At 55.7% G+C, this 18,848-nt stretch carries 19 protein-coding genes and 1 pseudogene; 13 read left to right on the top strand and 7 right to left on the bottom strand.

The features are described from left to right. Positions 1-209 precede the first annotated feature (209 nt). The 6 genes from AC2FFP_RS01920 to AC2FFP_RS01895 form a co-directional block, all read right to left on the bottom strand. Positions 210-1,205, bottom strand: coding sequence for an ABC transporter ATP-binding protein (locus AC2FFP_RS01920; RefSeq protein WP_058275591.1), 996 nt, complete (start codon positions 1,203-1,205; stop codon positions 210-212). After that, on the bottom strand, positions 1,202-2,236 hold the full coding sequence (locus tag AC2FFP_RS01915) for a Gfo/Idh/MocA family protein (protein WP_496768998.1): 1,035 nt from the start codon (positions 2,234-2,236) through the stop codon (positions 1,202-1,204). The genes AC2FFP_RS01920 and AC2FFP_RS01915 overlap by 4 nt, the downstream gene beginning before the upstream one ends. Next, complete coding sequence (locus AC2FFP_RS01910; RefSeq protein WP_058275926.1) at positions 2,233-3,072, bottom strand: carbohydrate ABC transporter permease; 840 nt, start codon at positions 3,070-3,072, stop codon at positions 2,233-2,235. The genes AC2FFP_RS01915 and AC2FFP_RS01910 overlap by 4 nt, the downstream gene beginning before the upstream one ends. Positions 3,073-3,082: 10 nt before the next feature. Continuing rightward, on the bottom strand, positions 3,083-3,997 hold the full coding sequence (locus tag AC2FFP_RS01905) for a carbohydrate ABC transporter permease (protein WP_496768996.1): 915 nt from the start codon (positions 3,995-3,997) through the stop codon (positions 3,083-3,085). Between the two features lie 72 nt (positions 3,998-4,069). Then, entirely contained in the window at positions 4,070-5,323 is a 1,254-nt protein-coding gene (locus AC2FFP_RS01900) for an ABC transporter substrate-binding protein (protein ID WP_496843609.1), read from the bottom strand. Positions 5,324-5,348: 25 nt separating this feature from the next. Further along, entirely contained in the window at positions 5,349-6,236 is an 888-nt protein-coding gene (locus AC2FFP_RS01895; protein WP_496733988.1) for an N-acetylmuramic acid 6-phosphate etherase, read from the bottom strand. 169 nt (positions 6,237-6,405) lie between these two features. On the opposite strand from AC2FFP_RS01895, the gene AC2FFP_RS01890 reads away from it, so the two are divergent. The 8 genes from AC2FFP_RS01890 to AC2FFP_RS01855 all read left to right on the top strand — a co-directional run bounded on the left by AC2FFP_RS01890 (position 6,406) and on the right by AC2FFP_RS01855 (position 13,275). Next, positions 6,406-7,281: a glucosamine kinase nucleotide-binding domain-containing protein gene (locus AC2FFP_RS01890; protein ID WP_496724130.1), complete on the top strand. Its 876-nt coding sequence runs from the start codon at positions 6,406-6,408 to the stop codon at positions 7,279-7,281. After that, positions 7,268-8,017, top strand: coding sequence for a GntR family transcriptional regulator (locus AC2FFP_RS01885; RefSeq protein ID WP_496724132.1), 750 nt, complete (start codon positions 7,268-7,270; stop codon positions 8,015-8,017). Before AC2FFP_RS01890 ends, AC2FFP_RS01885 begins: the two co-directional genes overlap by 14 nt. Before the next feature lie 19 nt (positions 8,018-8,036). Beyond that, positions 8,037-9,065: an SIS domain-containing protein gene (locus AC2FFP_RS01880; RefSeq protein WP_496843607.1), complete on the top strand. Its 1,029-nt coding sequence runs from the start codon at positions 8,037-8,039 to the stop codon at positions 9,063-9,065. Further along, the gene (gene nagA / locus AC2FFP_RS01875; protein WP_496880655.1) at positions 9,062-10,198 is read left to right on the top strand and encodes an N-acetylglucosamine-6-phosphate deacetylase; all 1,137 of its coding nucleotides are present in this window, start codon (positions 9,062-9,064) and stop codon (positions 10,196-10,198) included. Before AC2FFP_RS01880 ends, nagA begins: the two co-directional genes overlap by 4 nt. 302 nt (positions 10,199-10,500) lie before the next feature. Further along, positions 10,501-11,598: a tyrosine-type recombinase/integrase gene (locus tag AC2FFP_RS01870; protein ID WP_496768989.1), complete on the top strand. Its 1,098-nt coding sequence runs from the start codon at positions 10,501-10,503 to the stop codon at positions 11,596-11,598. Then, positions 11,591-12,319 (top strand): hypothetical protein, encoded by a 729-nt coding sequence (locus tag AC2FFP_RS01865; protein WP_496768986.1) that lies wholly within the window; start codon positions 11,591-11,593, stop codon positions 12,317-12,319. Before AC2FFP_RS01870 ends, AC2FFP_RS01865 begins: the two co-directional genes overlap by 8 nt. 84 nt (positions 12,320-12,403) lie before the next feature. Further along, the gene (locus AC2FFP_RS01860) at positions 12,404-12,607 is read left to right on the top strand and encodes a helix-turn-helix transcriptional regulator (RefSeq protein WP_496768983.1); all 204 of its coding nucleotides are present in this window, start codon (positions 12,404-12,406) and stop codon (positions 12,605-12,607) included. Continuing rightward, entirely contained in the window at positions 12,607-13,275 is a 669-nt protein-coding gene (locus AC2FFP_RS01855; RefSeq protein WP_496768981.1) for a helix-turn-helix domain-containing protein, read from the top strand. Before AC2FFP_RS01860 ends, AC2FFP_RS01855 begins: the two co-directional genes overlap by 1 nt. A gap of 375 nt (positions 13,276-13,650) precedes the next feature. Here AC2FFP_RS01855 and AC2FFP_RS01850 read toward each other — a convergent pair. Continuing rightward, positions 13,651-14,591 (bottom strand): annotated as a pseudogene (locus AC2FFP_RS01850) (IS5 family transposase). A gap of 328 nt (positions 14,592-14,919) precedes the next feature. Here AC2FFP_RS01850 and AC2FFP_RS01845 point away from each other — a divergent pair. The 5 genes from AC2FFP_RS01845 (at position 14,920) to AC2FFP_RS01825 (ending at position 18,844) form a co-directional block, all read left to right on the top strand. After that, entirely contained in the window at positions 14,920-15,090 is a 171-nt protein-coding gene (locus AC2FFP_RS01845; protein ID WP_170558866.1) for a Flp family type IVb pilin, read from the top strand. Positions 15,091-15,232: 142 nt separating this feature from the next. Beyond that, positions 15,233-16,048: a Flp pilus assembly protein CpaB gene (gene cpaB, locus AC2FFP_RS01840; protein WP_496724146.1), complete on the top strand. Its 816-nt coding sequence runs from the start codon at positions 15,233-15,235 to the stop codon at positions 16,046-16,048. Positions 16,049-16,056: 8 nt separating this feature from the next. Further along, entirely contained in the window at positions 16,057-17,640 is a 1,584-nt protein-coding gene (locus tag AC2FFP_RS01835; RefSeq protein WP_496880654.1) for a pilus assembly protein TadG-related protein, read from the top strand. A 5-nt stretch (positions 17,641-17,645) separates the two neighbouring features. Continuing rightward, on the top strand, positions 17,646-18,152 hold the full coding sequence (locus AC2FFP_RS01830) for a TadE/TadG family type IV pilus assembly protein (protein ID WP_496724150.1): 507 nt from the start codon (positions 17,646-17,648) through the stop codon (positions 18,150-18,152). Then, entirely contained in the window at positions 18,149-18,844 is a 696-nt protein-coding gene (locus AC2FFP_RS01825) for a TadE/TadG family type IV pilus assembly protein (protein WP_496724152.1), read from the top strand. Before AC2FFP_RS01830 ends, AC2FFP_RS01825 begins: the two co-directional genes overlap by 4 nt. The last annotated feature ends 4 nt before the right edge of the window (positions 18,845-18,848 follow it).

The following is an 18,848-nucleotide window of genomic DNA, read 5'->3' as shown; positions in this document are numbered from 1 at the left end:
GCTCCTGGCTGTCTTAGAGTAGTCGATGAAAGGCATGTAGGGCGACTTTGTGACATGTTCTTAACAACATTATTAATGACTTCATTTGGCCCTCAAGAAAAAGCAATCGGCTGGCGAAAGCATACCAAAGCTTTCTGCCAGCCGCGCTTGTTATCTTGGTAAAATGTTGTTGTGACGATCAGGTTGTGTGATCCCAACAGTATGCCGGTTTAAGCCAGCCGCTGCCCTGCTTCATCAAAGCGATAAGCTTTCTCGGATGCATATCCGAATCGCAATTCTTGACCTTCTGCGATGGCATGTTGGCCAAACAAACGGGCTGTGACGTCGTGGTCCTGAACTTTGGCTATCACATTGGTGTCCCCGCCCAACTTTTCCACATGGCTGACACGCGCGGCAAGCGGGCCGTCATCTGACAGGAACAGGTCCTCGGGGCGAATTCCGATCGTGTTCTGACCGCTTTCTTGAACTAACGCTTCAGGCAGGAAGTTCATGGAAGGTGAGCCCAGGAACCCGGCGACGAATTGATTTGCGGGGTTGTTGTACAGTTCCATCGGGCTACCGATCTGCTCGACCCGACCATCGCGCAAAACAACGATCTTGTCGGCCAACGTCATGGCTTCGGTCTGGTCATGGGTGACGTAGATCATCGATGCATCCAAAGCACGGTGCAGATTGGCGATCTCGATCCGAGTGTTCATTCGCAGGGCGGCGTCCAGATTGGACAGCGGCTCATCAAACAGGAACAGTTTAGGTTCACGCACAATGGCGCGCCCGATGGCGACGCGCTGGCGCTGGCCACCTGACAGCTCGGACGGGTAACGGTCCAAATAGGGTTCAAGGTTCAGCATCCGGCTGGCTTTGGCGACACGGCCTTCGATTTCCGATTTGGGCTGCTTTTCCTGCTTCAGCGCAAGGGTCATATTGCCCCGAACGCTGAGGTGAGGGTAGAGCGCATAGCTTTGGAAAACCATCGCGATCCCACGCTTGGATGGTGGCACCAGATTGACTTGCTGCCCGCCAATGTTGATCTCACCTGACGATGCATCCTCTAGCCCTGCAATCACGCGCAGCAAGGTGGACTTGCCACAGCCCGACGGTCCGACAAAGACGACGAATTCGCCTTCTTCGACCTCCAGGGTGATGTCTTTCAGGACATGCACGTTGCCAAAGGACTTGTTCACATTGTTCAGCGTCAGGGCGGTCATGATGCGGGCTCCTCAAGGGAAACGGGCTGGCCGGTTCGGATACTTTGATCCGCAGCCAGACAAATGGCGAGCGATTGGACGGCGTCATTCATATGACGGGTCAGGTCGATATCTTCGGCGATGGCGCGCAGCATATAAGCCTGCTCAGCATCACAAAGGTCTTGATGGCCGGGTTCGTCCGGCATCTCGATCGTGTGGTCGCCTTGCGGTGTATGGACCAGCAAGCCGCCGACTTTGGTATGGCCGTCGATGTCGGCAGACGCACCCTTGTTTCCGTCGGTGATCGAGACCGACCCGTTGGGCGACACGATATCTTTCACAAAGAACGCGGTTTCCGACATCATCGGGCCCCATCCAGCCTCGTACCAGCCGACCGAACCGTCGTCGAAGACCACCTGAAACTGGCCGTAATTGTACATGTCCGGTGCAATTTCATCCGACAGGCGCAGGCCCATACCATGCACCCGGACGGGCAGCGCGTCGGTGATCTGGCACATCACGTCGACATAGTGCACGCCGCAATCGACAATGGGCGAAGTGGTCTGCATCAATGCCTTATGCGTTTCCCATTCCGCGCCCGACGACTGCTGGTTCAGGTTCAACCGGAACACATAGGGCCCGCCAAGATTGCGCGCCTCATCGATCAGCCGCATCCAAGAGGGGTGATGGCGCAGGATATATCCAACCACCAACTTACGATTCAGCCGGGTTGCTGTTTCGACCACACGCCGGGCGTCGGCGACATTAGTGGCCAGCGGTTTTTCAACAAACACATGTGCGCCAGCCTCCATAGCCGCGCAGGCGAAATCCGCGTGGCTATCAGAGTAGGTGGCGACCACGACCAGATCGGGTTTCGTTTCAGCCAGCGCGGTGTCGAAATCGGAATAGGCCGGATAATCGGTGAGATGTGGGTGATCCACACGGCCAGACCGGTTCACCAAACCAACGATCTGCGCGTCGGGGCGGTGATGGTGCGCCAGCGCGTGGCTCAAACCCATATTGCCGAGACCTGCAACCAGAACGCGGGTCATTTGACTGCTCCGGATGTGATGCCGCGGATCAGCTGTCGCGAGAAGATTACGTACAGGACAAGCACCGGCAGAATAGCCATCGACAGGGCCGACAGAACTGCGTTCCAATCGGTCACGAACTGGCCGATGAACACTTGGCTTCCCAGCGTCAGGGTCTTGGTTTCTTCGGCTGGGGCCAGGATCAACGGGAACCAAAGGTCGTTCCAGATCGGGATCATGTTGAACACGGCCACGGTCGCCATCGCGGGCCGGACCAGAGGCAGAACAAGGCGGAAGAATATCGTGTATTCGGACAAACCGTCGATGCGCCCGGCATTCTTCAGGTCATCGCTGACTTGTCGCATGAATTCGGACAGGATGAATACGGCCAGTGGTAACCCTTGAGCCGTATATACTAGGATCAGCGCCCAGAGCGAGTTTACCAGCCCGGTCGCCACCATCATCTCAAGGATTGCCACGGTGCCGATGCGGATTGGGATCATGATCCCCAGCGCCAGATACAGCCCCATGATCAGGTTGCCCTTGAACTGGTATTCCGACAACGCATAGGCGGCCATCGCGCCGAACAACAAGATAAAGGACAGAGATGCCACGGTGACAATCATCGAGTTCTGGAAATAGAGGAAGAAATCCCCCTGCTTCATCACCGTCTCATAGCCGATCATCGAGAAGCTGTCCGCATTGGGCAGGGCCAGTGGTTCACGAAAGATCGCGCGGCGGGATTTGAAGCTGTTAATCAGAATCACAAAGACCGGAAACAGCGCGATCAGTGTGTACAGGATCAGCGCGCCGTGCATCGCGACCATGTTGAGGGGGTTATGACGTGCTTTGTTCATCGCGTGGCCCTCACAATTGATACCGGCGCATCCGGGTCTGGATGCCGAACAGGTAGATACAGACACCCACAAGGATGATGGCGAACATCGCCCCGGCGATAGCCGAACCCATATGCGGGTCACCCAGTTGCAGCTGGAAGCCAAAGAATGTGCGGTACATGAAGGTACCAAGAATATCGGTCGAGAAATCCGGCCCCGCCAGCGCGCCTTGTGACGCGTAGATCAGATCGAAAGCGTTGAAATTCCCCACGAAGGTCAAGATCGAGATGATCCCGATCGAGGGCAGGATCAGCGGCAGTTTGATCTTCCAGAAGGCCGCAGTTCCGGTGATCCCGTCGATCTCTCCAGCCTCAAGGATTTCTTCCGGAATGGTCAACAAGGCGGCGTAGATCAACATCATCGGGATGCCGACAAACTGCCAGACCGAAATCAGCGCCAGTGTGGTCAGTGCATATTCCTCTTTTCCCAGCCACGGGGCGAACAGCGACTTGAGCCCGACGGCATCCAGCATAGACGGCGCAATGCCCCAGATCGGCGAGAGGATCAGCTTCCAGGCAAACCCGACAATCACAAAGCTCAGGATGGTGGGAATGAAGATCGCCGACCGATACAAGGCCGCAAACCGCAGGCGCGGGTGGCTGAGCAGGGCGGCCAGAGCAATCCCAATTGGGTTTTGAACCAGCATGTGGATCAGGAAGAACCAGAAGTTGTTGCCTAACGCATTCCAAAACTGTTCCGACCAGATCGGATCAAAGAACAGGGTTTGAAAGTTCTGCAATCCAACGAAGACGCGGCTCTGATCGACTTCGGAGTAAAGCGCCAGTCGCAATGTGTTGAACAGCGGGAAGATCATGACTGCCGTGTAGACAAGAACGGCCGGTGCAAGAAACACAAGGATATGCCAGCGGAAGCGGGGGCGGTTCATGGGACTGCTTTCAATGGGGTGTCGGGGATACCCGGGCGATCACCGCCGCCCGGGTATGTGTCAGATCAGCGCTTACTGGTGCGGAGCGTACCAGGAGGACAGGCCTTTTTGCAGGTCTGCGCCCAATTCCTCAGGGCTGTTTGCGCCTTTGATTGCAGCAACCGACGCGCCCCAGGTCTCGTTCTCTAAGTTCGGCGTGCCGCGCGACAGGATCTGGTATGTCGAACGGATGGTCGATTCACACTCATCACGCCAACCGACGAACTCCTTGGCCAGCGGGTCCTGCAGTTCGACTGGTGTGTTGGACAGCGGGAAGAAGCCCGGAACGGCGTTGCCAAAGATTTCGGCAAACTCGGGGCTTGCGACCCACGCTAGAAATGTTTCGGCCGCTTCGGGATGTTCGGTGGCGGCGTTCATGCCGATGCCGATATCTGTGTGGTCAGAGATATAGCAGGTGTCGCCTGCGCTTTGGACTGGCGGCTTGAATGCGCCCATTTCAAAGTCGGCTTGTGTGTTGAAGCCAGCGATTTCCCACGATCCGGCAGGGTAGATAGCGGCCCGCCCCAGAGTGAAGATGTTCTGGCTGTCGGGATAGGTCTGCGCCTCGTACCCGTCACCAAGATACTGTCCCCAACGTGCCAACGTTGCGTAGGGGGCGGTCCAGGCTTCGTCCGTCAGTTTCTGTTCGCCAGCGATCAGAGCCTGGCGACCTTCTTCACCTTTCCAATAGTTCGGGCCGATGTTGTTGTAGCCCATTGTGGCGGCTTCCCACTGATCGTTGGTGCCCATCGCCATTGGGATGTAAGTGCCGTCTTCCTTGATCTTGTCGAGGGCAGCAAAGAACTGGTCTTCGGTGGTCGGCACTTCAATGCCAAGCTCGGCAAATGCATCTTTGTTGTAGATGAAGCCGTGGATCACCGACGCCATCGGAACGCAGAAACTGGCCGAGCCGTCATCCGTCTGCCATGCCGATTTTGCCACGTCCGAGAAGTTGCTCATAGCGTCGACCGAGGACAGATCGGTCAGGTGCCCGGCCTCATAAAGTGCCAGCGACGCATCAAACGGACGGCACGTGATAAGATCACCGGCCGAACCTGCATCCAGTTTCGAGTTCAGCACAGCGTTGTATTCCGCCGGAGCTGACGGGGTGAACTGCAGTTTGATCCCAGGGTGTTTGGCTTCGAAGGCCGGGATGATCTGCTTCTGCCACAAGGTCAGGTCGTCATTGCGCCAGCTTTCGATGATCAGCGTGACGTCCTCGGCATAGGCGCTTGAAGCCATCAGGGTCGTGCCCAGTAAGGCCAGTTTCAGGCTATTGCGTTTCATTCGTGTTCTCCCAGTTGGTTAGCAGTTATTTATCTTGTTCCAGTGCGGATTTCAGAACCCCGTTGCTTGCGTTAAGAACAGCAGAGGCATCCTTGGGTGATATGCCACGTGCAGCGATTAGCACCGCCGGCTTCACGTCTCCGTTCGCGGCGTCCAGCGCGAGTTTTGCTTTTTCCGTATCAACATTGGCGATCCGCGCGACGATCCCCGTCGCCCGCGCGCGCAACTTGTCGTTGTCGGCGCGCAGGTTGACCATCATGCCGCCGTGAACATGGCCAAGTTGCAGTGCCATAAGTGACGACAGCATGTTCAGAGCGATTTTTTGAGCTGTTCCGGCACCCATACGCGTCGAACCCGAGATCAATTCCGGCGGCGTCGCCAAAAGAATTGGGATATCTGCGCTTTCCAGCAAAGGGCTGTCTGCGTTATTGGCAATTCCGATAACGGTTGCGCCAAATGACTGTGCGATATTGCTGGCGGTCAGGGTGTATGGCGTCGATCCGCTTGCGGACACTGCGATGATTGTATCCGTCGGTTGCAATGTCGAAAGCGCGTCTGCTAATCCGTCGGCTTCGTCTTCTGCGCCTCCGGGCATTTCGACACCGGTCGGCAGGCCGCCTGCCATATGTATACGGAGCTGGTTCGCGGGGATTGAAAAGGTGCCGCCCAGCTCTTGCGCGTCGGCAGCAGCCATCAACCCAGATGAGCCAGCCGCCACATAGTGTAAAACGCCGCCCGCGCGGATGGTCTGCGCCATGGCGTTGCCGCCCCGCGCGATCGCGTCCAATGCGCCCCGTGCCGAGGTCGCGGCTTCAATCTGACCCTCAACCAGCGCCCGAGCAGAAGCGACAGGGTCTTGTGGGTCCAGCTTGATGGCGTCTGGATGCAGTTGTTCGGTCGGCGGCAGCGTCAAAAGAATCCCCCTTTGCGGTTCCCAATACAATACCTATTCAATACCACTTGTCCATAAATTTATTTTTTCAGCGGAAATCAACGTATTCTGTATTAAAACAAAGAAAAGCTGCAGAGATCGGCCTATTTTGGCCTTCCTAAATTCAAATAGGTATTATAATGGTATTGTCATGACTGAGTCTCTGAGCAACGCTGTACTGGCCATAGATGGTGGCGGAACCCGATGCAGGGTTGCATGTGAAGTCGCTGGTATTGTCCATTCTGTTGAGACCGGGGCTGCCAATGTCTCGACAGATTTCGATGCGTCCGTCCAGCAGATGAAATCGGGGATTACGCAGATTGCGCAAACGCTTGCTGTAGATGTTCAGGACCTGACCCAGTTGCCCGCCTTTGTCGGATTGGCTGGCGTCACAGATGACCATATTGCCAGTCGCGTGCAGAGCGCGCTGGGCCTAACGCGGGCGCGCGTTTCAGATGACCGACCCGCCGCGCTTCGCGGTGCGCTTGGGTCTCAGGATGGACTGATCGCGCATTGTGGTACGGGGTCGTTTGTTGCTTCGCAGAAGGATCGGGTGATGCGGTTTGCAGGGGGCTGGGGGCCGATATTGGGGGATGAAGCGTCCGCGCAATGGGTTGGTCGTTTTGCATTGGCAGAAGCATTGAATTCCGTGGATGGCGTTCAGGCCTCTAGCGATCTGACACAGCAGTTGCTGAACGAACTTCGCGGTGCCGCCGGAATAGTCGAGTTTGCCGGACGGGCGACGCCGACAGAGTTCGGCGCGTTGGCCCCGATGGTTACCACTGCAGCAGTGTCCGGAGACGAGGTCGCCAAAAAAATTATGCAGGCCGGTGCTACTTACATTGCCGATTTGGCGGCACGTCTCGGATGGCAGCCAGAAGTCGCGATCTGCCTGACCGGCGGCATCTCTCCGCATTATGCGGACTATCTGCCTGCTGCCTTGCAGTCAGAGATACGCCCTCCATCGGGCGAGCCGTTGACCGGGGCGTTGGCTTTGGCGAAGGAGGTCTCGCATGAGTATTGCTGAATTCCTGCGCTCTGATCTTTGGCTGACCCCTGAAAATGGCCCCCGCTACGTGCAATTGCGGCGCAGGTTGCAAGAGGGGATCGATACGGGCGTCCTTGCGCCGAACTCATCGCTGCCATCGGAGCGGGAACTGGTTGAAATCACAGAACTATCCCGCGTGACCGTGCGCAAGGCGATTCAGGAGCTGGTGCAGGAAGGTGTGATCGAGCAGCGCCAAGGGTCTGGGTCCTTCATTCGGGAACGTGTTCAAAGGGTTGAACAATCGCTGAAACACCTGACCTCGTTCACCGAAGATATGTCGAGCCGAGGAATGGAGACGACCTCAAAGTGGTTGGAGCGCGGAGTATTTGCGCCAACCCCGGAAGAGGTCACTGCGCTGAATCTGTCAGAGGGTGAGCAGATATCTCGTATTTACCGCTTGCGCGAGGCGGACGGGCGTCCGTTGGCGCTGGAACGTGCTGCGCTGCCGTTGGATATCCTGCCGAACCCAATCGAAGTCACCACGTCTCTGTACGAAGTTCTTGAAGGTCTGGGGCGCCGCCCGGTGCGCGCGGTGCAAAAGATATCAGCTCTCAATCTTGCTGCGCGAGAGGCAGACCTGCTGGAGGTGCCCGAAGGTGCGGCGGGGCTGAACATCGAGCGTATCTCATTTTTGAAAAACGGGCGGGTCGCAGAGATGACGCGGTCGCTCTATCGCGGCGACGCTTATGACTTTGTCGCTGAATTGCGCCTATAGCCGGAAGGACCGGGATCAAATGTCCGAAAAGAACTCGAAAATGCGTCAGGAAATCCTGGAAATCCCTGATGCCGTCGACAGATTGCTCAGCACGGGGGCAGACAATATCCGAGCAGCTGCGCAAAGTGTAAGGGATACGGATCCGCGGTTTTTGATCTCGGTCGCGCGAGGATCATCCGACCATGCCTGCAGCTATTTGAAATACGCCAGCGAACTGCTTTTGGGGTTGCCGGTTGCCTCAGTAGGGCCCTCCGTCAGTTCAATTTACGGGGTGGACCTTAGCGCAAAAGGATCTGTCTGCCTGTCCATCTCACAATCCGGCCAAAGCCCGGATATCGTTGGCCTCACAGGGTCTTTGCGAAACTCTGGCGCACTGACAATTGCGGTGACCAACAACTCGGAATCGCGCCTGGCCGAAGTGGCGGATGCGGTTCTGCCACTGCACGCGGGACCGGAACTGAGCGTCGCAGCAACCAAGACATTTGTGACTTCGTTGGTGTCCGGTCTATGGCTGCTGGCCGAGGTCAAAGAGGATGCTGAATTGATCGGGGCGATCCAATCCTTGCCCGAATATCTGGCGCGGGCGGCACATTGTGATTGGTCGGCTGCAGCCGAAACAATCACCGGGCGCTCGTTGTTTACACTTGGCCGCGGTCCTTCTTGTGCGATCTCTGACGAAGCTGCATTGAAGATCAAAGAGACCTGCCAAATTCACGCCGAAAGCTATTCAGCGGCCGAAGTGCTGCATGGTCCGGTTTCGATTGTCGAAGAAGGATTTCCTGTGATTTGCTTCGCGGCCAATGATGCAGCCGAACAGGCGACTGCCGATGCGGCTGATGCCTTGGCGGAAAAAGGGGCTGCGGTCTTTGCAACGACCAACAAAGTATCACGCGCGCAGGCGCTATCTGTGGTTCGAACGGATCATTGGATCACGGACCCGATAACGGCGATTACGTCTTTTTACAGCATGGTAGAGGCCGTCGCCAGTGCGCGGGGAATCGACCCGGACGCACCGCGGCACCTTAAGAAAGTGACCGAGACGGTATGACAGAGCGCAAGGTGATCTTTCGAAACGGGCCAATCTTTGACGGCAGCCGGTTGTTACACGACCACGCGCTTGTTTTTCGCGAGGGGCGTTCGGGGGAAGTTTTGCCCGACGCCGAGGTCGCCCAGGAAAAGGACGTTGTCGATCTGAACGGCGACATACTCAGCCCCGGTTACGTGGATCTGCAGGTCAATGGCGGTGATGGTGTTATGTTCAACGATGATCCGTCGGTCGAAACGATCCGCAGAATTGCCGGTGCCCATCGCCGATTGGGTGTGGTTTCGCTACTGCCTACGCTGATCACCGACGAACCCGCCAAAACCCGTGCAGCAATAGATGCGACGATCGACGCGGTACGTGCACAGGTGCCGGGCGTTACCGGATTGCATTTGGAAGGACCGCATTTGTCGGTCGCGCGGAAAGGGGCGCACGACGGTAATTTGATACGGCCGATGGAACGATCGGATCTGGACACGCTGATAGAAGCGGCTAATGCACTTCCTTGCCTCAAGGTAACTGTCGCGCCGGAGGGTGTTTCCGAGCAGCAGGTCCGCGCCATGAGCGACGCTGGCATCCTTGTCTCGCTTGGGCACAGCGATGCAAATTTTGCGACCTGCCAGAGCTATACCGCCGCCGGTGCGCGTTGCGTAACCCATCTGTTCAATGCGATGAGCCAGTTGGGCAATCGTGAACCCGGCCTCGTCGGCGCAGCGCTGGCCAGCGGAACGCTGTCTGCAGGGCTAATTGCCGACGGTGTCCATGTGCACCCCGCCGCGATGCGCGCAGCCTGGGCTGCGAAAACTGCGCCAGGTCAAATCTTTCTGGTCAGCGATGCGATGGCTGTGGCGGGTACTGATCAAACGGAATTCACCCTTGAAGGCCGCAAAATCACGCGAACCGACGGCAGGTTGACACTGGCGGACGGAACGCTGGCTGGCGCAGACCTGGACCTGACCACCGCCGTAGGCGTGCTGGTCAAGCAAGTCGGCGTGCCGTTGCAGGACGCATTGGCGGCGGCCACTTCTTATCCGGCTCAGCTGATCGGATTGGCCCCGCCAACGGTCTTTGAATACGGTTCGGTGATCCGGATATCTGCCGATTTCAGCCGTTGCGAATGGCTGCCCCCGCAGTCTTGAGTTTGTCTTTAACTGCCAGAACGACTGTCTTCTGGATGCAGACTATCGCCTGTCAATTTTTGTCGACGAATTTGAAATCGGGCTTCGAACTGCGCTTGACGACATCTGACGCATCGCTTAAATCGACTAGCGCTGAGCGGGCGTCGTATACTGGCTATTACCTCAGCCTTCCAAGCAGATGTTATATGTTTCCCAGGCATTCCTGCAGCTGCCAAACTATTCATAATATGTATTTATTTGATTTCTGCTCCTTCCTTGAGTTTCCCTGAGTTTTAATTCATTTCCGACAAAAAACTGACAAAATGCCAAAACTCACAGAGACCTTCGCCCGCAAGGTTCCACAGACAAAAAAGGGCACTGCCAAGCACTGGGATAACGAGGTCAAAGGGCTCGTTCTGTTCGTCGGCAAGCAGTCCAAAACCTGGTACTTCCAGAAAGATGTTGGAGGGCAAACCCGGCGGGTTTTGATCGGGCGGTGCCCACTGATCTCTGCGGACGTCGCACGACAAACTGCATTGGGTTTTGCGTTGGACTGGGGCAGGGGAGCAGGCAGGCAGCTGCAGATTGGAGCTCCCACTCTTGAGACAGCTATGGAGACTTATCTGGCACGTCCAAAGCTTCGGTCTGAGGCCCACCGGTCCGGGTTGCGACAGCAGTTCGAGCTTCATTTGAAAGATTGGCTACGCCTGCCGCTGGATGAGATCACAAAATCCATGGTGGTTCAGCGCCATGGGTCAATGGCCGCGACACCGTCCTCCGCAAATCACACTTTGAAGTACTTTCGGACAGTCTGGAACCATGCGCGGCGGGTACATGATCTGCCGGAAAGCCCAACGATGGCCATAGAGTGGTATGCGGAACAACCAAATGGCTCGACAATTGAGGATTTGAACGCATGGCGCGAGGCCGTTGATGAGCTCTACAACCCGATCCATAGGGTATTCTACAAATTACTCTTGTTCACAGGCTTTCGCAAAACTGAGGCACTGACGCTCGAATGGAAGAACGTGCAGGAAGATCACATACATTTGCCGATGACCAAGAACGGGCGCAGTTTTGATCTCCCCATATCGCAAGTGCATCACGAGATACTTGCTCCTTTACGGGGCCTTCATCGCCAATGGGTCTTCCCCTCTCCGAAGTCACCGAGTGGCCATTTGAAGGGGCCCCAGCGTATGCAATGGTCCATTCAATCCCATCGTCGGACATTCGCGACGGTCGCCATGGAGGCTGGAATATTGGAAGAGATTGTAGGACGCCTTCTCAATCACACGCCGCTATCAATCACCGGTCAGCGCTACGTGAAGCCGTCGCTGAAAGCCCTCACACCAGCGATGGATACTGTGTGTCGGGAATTGGCCCGCAGAACAAGGTGGAACGCGGTGGATTGTAATGTCTAAGCGGGATTGGATTTGGCCTGTCGATTCCGACTTACCTGAATTGGATATGCCAGATCCAGAGGAGTTTGATAGTGGGCCCAGCGAATTCAATATGGAGTTAATTCGCCTCCTGAGAAAGCACTTTGACAAGTACGAACGCGTTGATGACGAAAGCTATAGCTGGGTGGCCCATTACCTAAATTTCGACCAAGCTCATGAACTAGACGTGTTCTGGTCATCTAAAGAGGTGCTGGAAGACCTCGCTAGGCTCAAAACACGCTTAAACGAAGCAGGAGAAATCTTAGATCGGCTTCCTGCGCCCGTCAGTGATGCGTTTCGCATCGGCGCATTTAACAGGAGTGGTTTGCGCAATCAAAACAAAGTGGCTGATATTCGTAACGTCTGGTTTAACGATGCAATTGAAGAAACACCACATTGGAAGGCAATGATGGCCAAAGTAGAGTTCTTCAAAAGACTTCGCTACTATATTGAATTGATTAAAGATGCTGAAACTGCTGCTGCTCAGGGCGAGCCGGCCGGGAAGAAGGCAATTGAAGCTTGGCGCTTAGTCTCGGCTTGTGTCGGGCTTTGTGAGCGTCACCCAGACACAATCCGAGTTCCTAAAGCGATGAATGAAGCGGGTCCGTTCTATCGATTCCTGTGCGATATGTTCGAGGTGTTTGGTATTGAAGAGCTTCCAACGTCGGCATTTAGAGGCTGGAAAAAACATGTGGGTCGTTAGAAGGGTTCTTTCTTTCTGACGACCCATGACGAAAGCGCCACCTACGCCTTTTTTGTTCCTAGACATACTTAAAGGAGCAAGGCGATGCAGGCGCACTATCTGACAACACAAGAAGCTGCTCGATACACCGGAATAAGCCAAAGCTATCTCGCAAAACTGCGCATGGGTATCGGTAGCGTTGCGGGACCGAGGTTTATTCGGATCGGTTTACGATCCATCCGGTACAAGCGCTCTGAACTCGACGCGTGGATGACTTCGCGAAGCGAAGGTGTCGGGGGAGAGGGCTAATGGCTCGAACGGCTCCATTTACGAAACTTCGTTACCATTGGAAGAGGCGAATTCAAAGTTCAGCTTATCTGGCACCACGAACCAAGCACTTTGCAATGTTCGTCTGCGATCAGTTTGTGTCAAAAGCGAATGGTTGCTTCTGGGCCAGAAATACAACGCTCGCCAGCGCGTTTGGCGTTCATGAGCGCAGCATTCAGCGTTATCTTCGGGAACTCGAAGGGTGCGGTTGGATCACGCGTGTTCGTCGGCGCGGTGTTCGTCGCACATTTCAGATCAGCGTGCCACGTGATGCCGAACGCGACACTGAACCTGACATTGATATACGCCAAAGGGCGACAGACCTGTACTGGAAAGGCGACAACATTGTCGCGCACAATAAGAACATAGGAAAGAACATAGAAATCAAGCTCAGTGCGACAGGTCGTGGTGCATATCATTGGTTCGACGAAAGTGACGCATCTGCTCTTCGTGAATGGGAAGCGTTCGTAGCTGCCAAGACCGCCTTCAATTTTGAGGCGTTGGCGCAATTGCTGAGAAAGGATGGTTCTATTGCTTTGCCGGCACGTTTTCCAAAATCTGAAGAAGCAGATCGGTATGTTCGGTGCTTTGGCGAAGTCGTTCTCAGCAAAGGACAGAGCATTGGTACTGCACCGTCGCCAACTCGATGAAGGTCTCCTTGGGGGGCATCAAAAGTCTTAGGGCTAAAAGCTAGGGACCGGTGGGGGTAGTCAGATTTGTTCGCGTGAAACTTTTAAGGGGGGGTACGACGAATTGTGCACTTAGGGCTGTAAACAGACTTTTTCTGCACCGTTCATAGAGCTCCGAAAAGGGGAGCAGAACAGACATTAAACTATCGCTGAACGTTCGCGCCGCGGACTTTCCGACCGCTTACTCCACGTACGCGAATGCATGCTTCCGCTAGCTTTCAATGGAAAAAACAAGCTTGTATCACAACTTAATAGCCGTCGGAAGGGCACACCAATTGCAGACGGCTTTGTAGCACAAATCGGTTGAGGTCGACAGACCCCCTTTATCCTGCGGACTTATCCCACGAGCTCTGTGGCAGGTATGCAAAGGGCGGTGTAACGGTTGAGGACGGCGACGCGGAATTGGATTTCCGCTACCTGCCGATCAATGTCTCGCGCCATCAGCGATTGGCCCATCAGTTTCTTACAGTGCACCTCTCTCTCAACGCGGCTTAGGCGGTGATACTCGCTCCACCGTTGCCAGATAGCGCGGCCAAGGTATCGAGATGCATTGATCGTCTCATTTCGGGCAATGGCACCGGCAATTGCGGGATTCCATGCCTTGGCGTTCTTGCGTGGCGGGATGATGGCGTGGCCATTGCGGGCGGCAAGCGCGTCGTGGCATTTGCGCGTGTCGCATGCCTCGTCTGCGGTCACTGCCCCAATGTTGTGACCTGGAGGGATATGATCAAGCAACTCGGCAGCATTGGCGGGTCTCCGACGTTGCCTGTGGTAACTTCAACGACGCACACTTCCAGCGTTTCCTCGTCGATGCCTATGCGTATTCTACGCCAAATGGACCGCTTGGGGCTACCATGCTTGCGGGCATTCTATTCTCCTTCGTCCTCGGATTTGATGCCGGTAATGTCGATCAGCAGATGCAGCGGGCCGCTTCCCACCACGATACGGAAGGCTCACGTTCAGCGTTCTTTTTACAGCGGCACAGGGTACTGAAATCAGGCACGGCACTGTCCAAGCCACCCAGCCGCAGGAGACCGCCTACGAAGCCCGTGGTTTGCCTCATCGTCATCTCGACAAAACCTTCAGGGTCAGACACGCTTGGATTGCGGAGTCGCTGAAACTCTGGTGACGGCCGCGCTTGCCTGAAGTTGGCGATTTCCAATACATCTCAGGATCAAACCAGATCGAGAGCGATCCTCGTTCTTTCAATGCGGTATTGTACGAAGGCTTTTCCCGGCTTTGTGCTTCGTCCGGGCCCAACTGGTCGTACCTCTCAGCTATCATTCTGGATTCATGAAGTGAATCCTTCAGTCCATTTGTGCAGCAAAGCAGCTTGGCACCGGAATTGGCGGCCTGTCAGTTGGGAAAGAATCAGGAACCTGGCCATTCGGATTCCGGTAAGGAATCAGTCAAATTTGCGACAAAGAATCGACCAAGCTGCCAAATTTTACAATCCTGGCGTGTATTTCTCCGTGGTTTGGAGGATGCGGTGCCCTGATGGCGGGACGTAAGCTTGTGGAAGGCTCCGTCGGTATGGAGGGGGTTAGAACGCCGCGAATTTGGGCGGCATCCATGAGTAGCTAGTGAGTTAACTAGGAGAGTAAGATGTTGAAGCTTTATGTAATGATGAAGACCATGGCACGTGACGAAAACGGCGCGACCATCGTGGAATATGGCGTTGCCCTGACAATCGTCACGGCGATTGCAGTTGCTACCCTGACAGCGTTGGGCAACGACGTTAACGGTCAGTTCACAGACGCTGAAACCCTGATGTAATGACCTGACGGAAGACAAAGCACGCGGTGCGCTCAGCCCCGCGTGCTTATCGTCCCGGAATATTTTCTTGATCCGCTGGCAAAGTGCAACCACTCAGATCGGTTCATTCGATAAACGCCAAAAAAAGCTGAAGGAGCACCAGATGAGACTCTCTGCCATTTTCACAGCATTGACGGGCCTGGTCGTAGCCGGAGGGTCGGTTTACGTCGCTCGGGATTACATTCAATTCGATACTCAGTCCGCAAATGTCGAGGCCGAGAGCGAGATGGTGAGCGTGGTCGTTGCGTCGCGCGATATTTCGTTTGGCGAAGAAATCGAGCCAGGCGCGCTGACGACCATTGACTGGCCCCGCGGTGCTGTACCCGTGGGAGTCTTTACAGATTATGACGACCTGATTGCGGCGGCTAGCATGCCGTCCCGTCGCGCTCGTCGCGCAATTACTCAGGGTGAACTGATCCTGAACAGCAAGGTTTCCGACTTTGGTGAAAAGGTCACCATCGTTCAGACGCTGGGCGCAGATCATCGCGCCATGGCCATTGAGGTTGACGCTGAAACCGCCGTTGGGGGTTTTGTTACCCCGGGTGATCGGGTCGATGTGGTGATGACCACTGGCGAAAAAAGAGACATGCACGCCGTCACCATTTTGCAAAATATCAGGGTCATCGGTGTTGATCAGGAATCTGATGAACAGACCGACCAACCCGTTGTTGCTCGCACGGTCACCGTCGCCGTTACCCCGGATCAAGTTCAGCGCCTTGCTCTGGCGCAACGTGCCGGTCGGCTGAGCCTGACCTTGCGGTCCATTGATGACACCGAGGACAAGACGCTGGCCATGACTCGACTGAACGATCTTCTGATTGATGAACCAGCCGTCGCGCGGGACATCAAAGAACCGGTTCGCAAAACGATTATTCGGGTCCGCCGCGGCACCGAAGTGACAGAATCCATCATCAACTGAATCGACCAATGAAGGTTTTGACCGTGTCCCTCGCTCAATTCATACGTCCATTCCGCAGCTCCGAAGACGGCGCGATCCTGGTCTTTGTTGCGGTGGCCCTGTCGGTCATGGTCGGTATGGCCGCCCTTGCATTCGACATTGGTCGGGTGACCACCACACAGTCGGAATTGCAGAGCTTTGCGGACAATGTTGCCCTTGCGGCTGCGGGGGAGCTTGATGGTCGCCCGGATTCAATCACCCGCGCCACAAATGCGGCTGCAAACATGATCCGCGACCGTCAAAGCTTTGGCGTTCGGAACAAGGATCAGCTGTTGTCCGGCGCAACGGATTACCAGTTGCGGTTTTATGAAAACCCGCCGACCACTGCGACTGATCCAGCTCAACCCGCGCAACTGCTGGATTCGACCGATCCGGTCAGCGGACCGAATGCTGCATTCGTTCGGGTGACTGTCGATACGCACGAGGTTGGTACTCCGCTCGCAGCGGCAGCGGCGGCTTTGTTGGGCAATGCGCAGCCCTTCTCCAGCGTCAATGCCGAGGCTGTGGCAGGGTTCACCCTGATGGCCTGCGACATCACCCCCATGTTCATCTGCCTGCCGCAACCTAGCCTCGATCTGACCGAGGGCCAATTGATTAGGATGGTAAGTCAGGGCGGCAATGGCCATTGGGGTCCCGGAAACTTTGGTTTTCTGTCTTCTAATCAGAATCTGGCCATCGACGCGTCTGGTGCCTGCGAACCTGCACCAAACGGTCAGGAAGATTCTTGTGCTCTGGCCGCGTCGCGCGCTGTTTCCATGTGCTTCAGCCAAAGAGGCGTTGAAACCAGACCGGGTCTGAGCGTGGGTAACATGATCGCGGGCTTTAACACACGCTTCGACCAGTTTGAATCCAGCGCCAAACAGTTCAGTAACGGTTCGCGCTACGACGTCGACAATTTTGCCTCTTCTCCGCATGTCTTAGACGGTTGGATCACTTCGGGCAATGGAAACAACTGTACCAGCCAGCCGTCGCCTAGCTATGATTCAAACGGTGCCCTTGATCCGGCCGCGACCGTTGGTTTGCCGCTTGACGATTGTTTTGCCAGTGGCACTTGCCCGACGCCTCGTATTGGCAATGGCGTATTCACTGCTGGTCTTACCGAATATCTGACCATCAACTATGGCGCAGATTTCAGCGGCCCTCTCCCAACCGGTATTCCGCCATGGTTCCCGACTGGTGGCACCCGCTACGACATCTACAATGCTGAAGTCACCAACCAGGCCGCTCTGGAAGCTATCCTGACCGCTGGTGGTAAAGCTGAAAGCAGCATGCCTTCGTGCCAACCCGCGTCAGCCGGTCGTGCAGATCCTACGCGCCGTGTCATCACCGTCGCCGGTATCGATTGCGCAACTTTTGCGGACGAGCTTAACGGCGGATCGGGCACCATTCCGGTCACCAGTTTTATCGAGATGTTTCTGATCCGCCCCTCTGAATCCGGCAGCACCGGTGCCAACGCGGTCATCTATGGTGAAGTCATTCAGACCGTTTCGGACGGCATTAGCGGCGCCGGAGTCGGCGGCATCGTTCACGATCTGGTTCAGCTGTACGAGTAATGATCATGTTTGGTGCATCCCGTCATATCAGAAAGACCCTCAACCGGTTCCGCAATGACCAGTTCGGCGCGGCGTTGGTCGAATTCGCGATCCTTTTACCGATCCTGTTGGTGACATTTGCCCTGATCGTCGAAGGGGGGCGGATTTTCTGGTCCTATCAAAATGCGATCACGGGGGTTCGGGACACTGCCCGTTATGTTGGCCGGATCGCCCCGTCGGACCTGTGCACTGCCTCGCCAAGCGCTGCTATCGGCGATTTTCAAACCGCTGTATCAAATACACTGACGTCGCTTTCGACCACTGACATTGCTGTTGGTCTAGACTCTCTGTCCCTCGAATGCGTTGGCAACGCAGGTGAATACCGCGTTTCGCCCACACCGGTTGCCGTACTGACCGCGTCACTGACAATTTCAAATCTGCCATTTACGCCCGTGTTCCAATTGGTTGGAGGCTCGGCAACGGCGCAGATCCAAACCACGATCACAGATCGCAGCCGGGTGTTTGGACCATGATCCGCCGCATTCAAAAGATAACCCGCGAAATGTCGCGACTTGGCCGTCAGGAAGATGGGTCGACGGTCACTGAGCTTGCCTTTGTCCTGCCGTTGTTCCTTTTGATTTTCCTGGGCTTGATAGATTTCGGCAGATTGGCCTTCCACTATGTGGCTGCTGAAAAAACAGCACAGGTCGCCGCTCGGATGGCTGCAGTGATGCCACCCGCATGTGGCGGTGTTCCGACAACCAACAGCCGAGGCACCTATACCGATATCACCGGCCCGCGGTTCGGAACCAATTGCAGTTTCGCTGCTGGCGTCTGTGTCGAACCGGCCACCACCATATGCACCGGTGCGGCCCCCGCGAATGCAGCTGCCCAGACCACCGTGACCGACATCTGGAACATGCTTCAGTTTGCCGTTCCCAACGATCCCACCGCAACTTTTGACGAAAGCAACATCACGTTCACTTACAACTTCGACCCGGAAATGAATTTCCTGGGTGGCCCCTATGTACCGATGGTCACAGTGACAATCGAAGAGCTTCCGTTCCGGTTTGTCTCTCCGTTGGGTTCGATCGCAGCGCTGGTTTTGGGCGGTTCCACGCCGCAAACCGATGCGCTGACCACCGCGACAACGGGCTTCAAGATATTTTCCGACTTTAGCGCAACCCTTCCTGGCGAAGACCTCGCCAGCGGAGTCAACGGTTGAATTT

Source organism: Ruegeria sp. YTSC004 (assembly GCF_059609805.1).
Note: the sequence above shows the minus strand (reverse complement) of the source record. Positions and strands in the feature narration are given on the sequence as shown.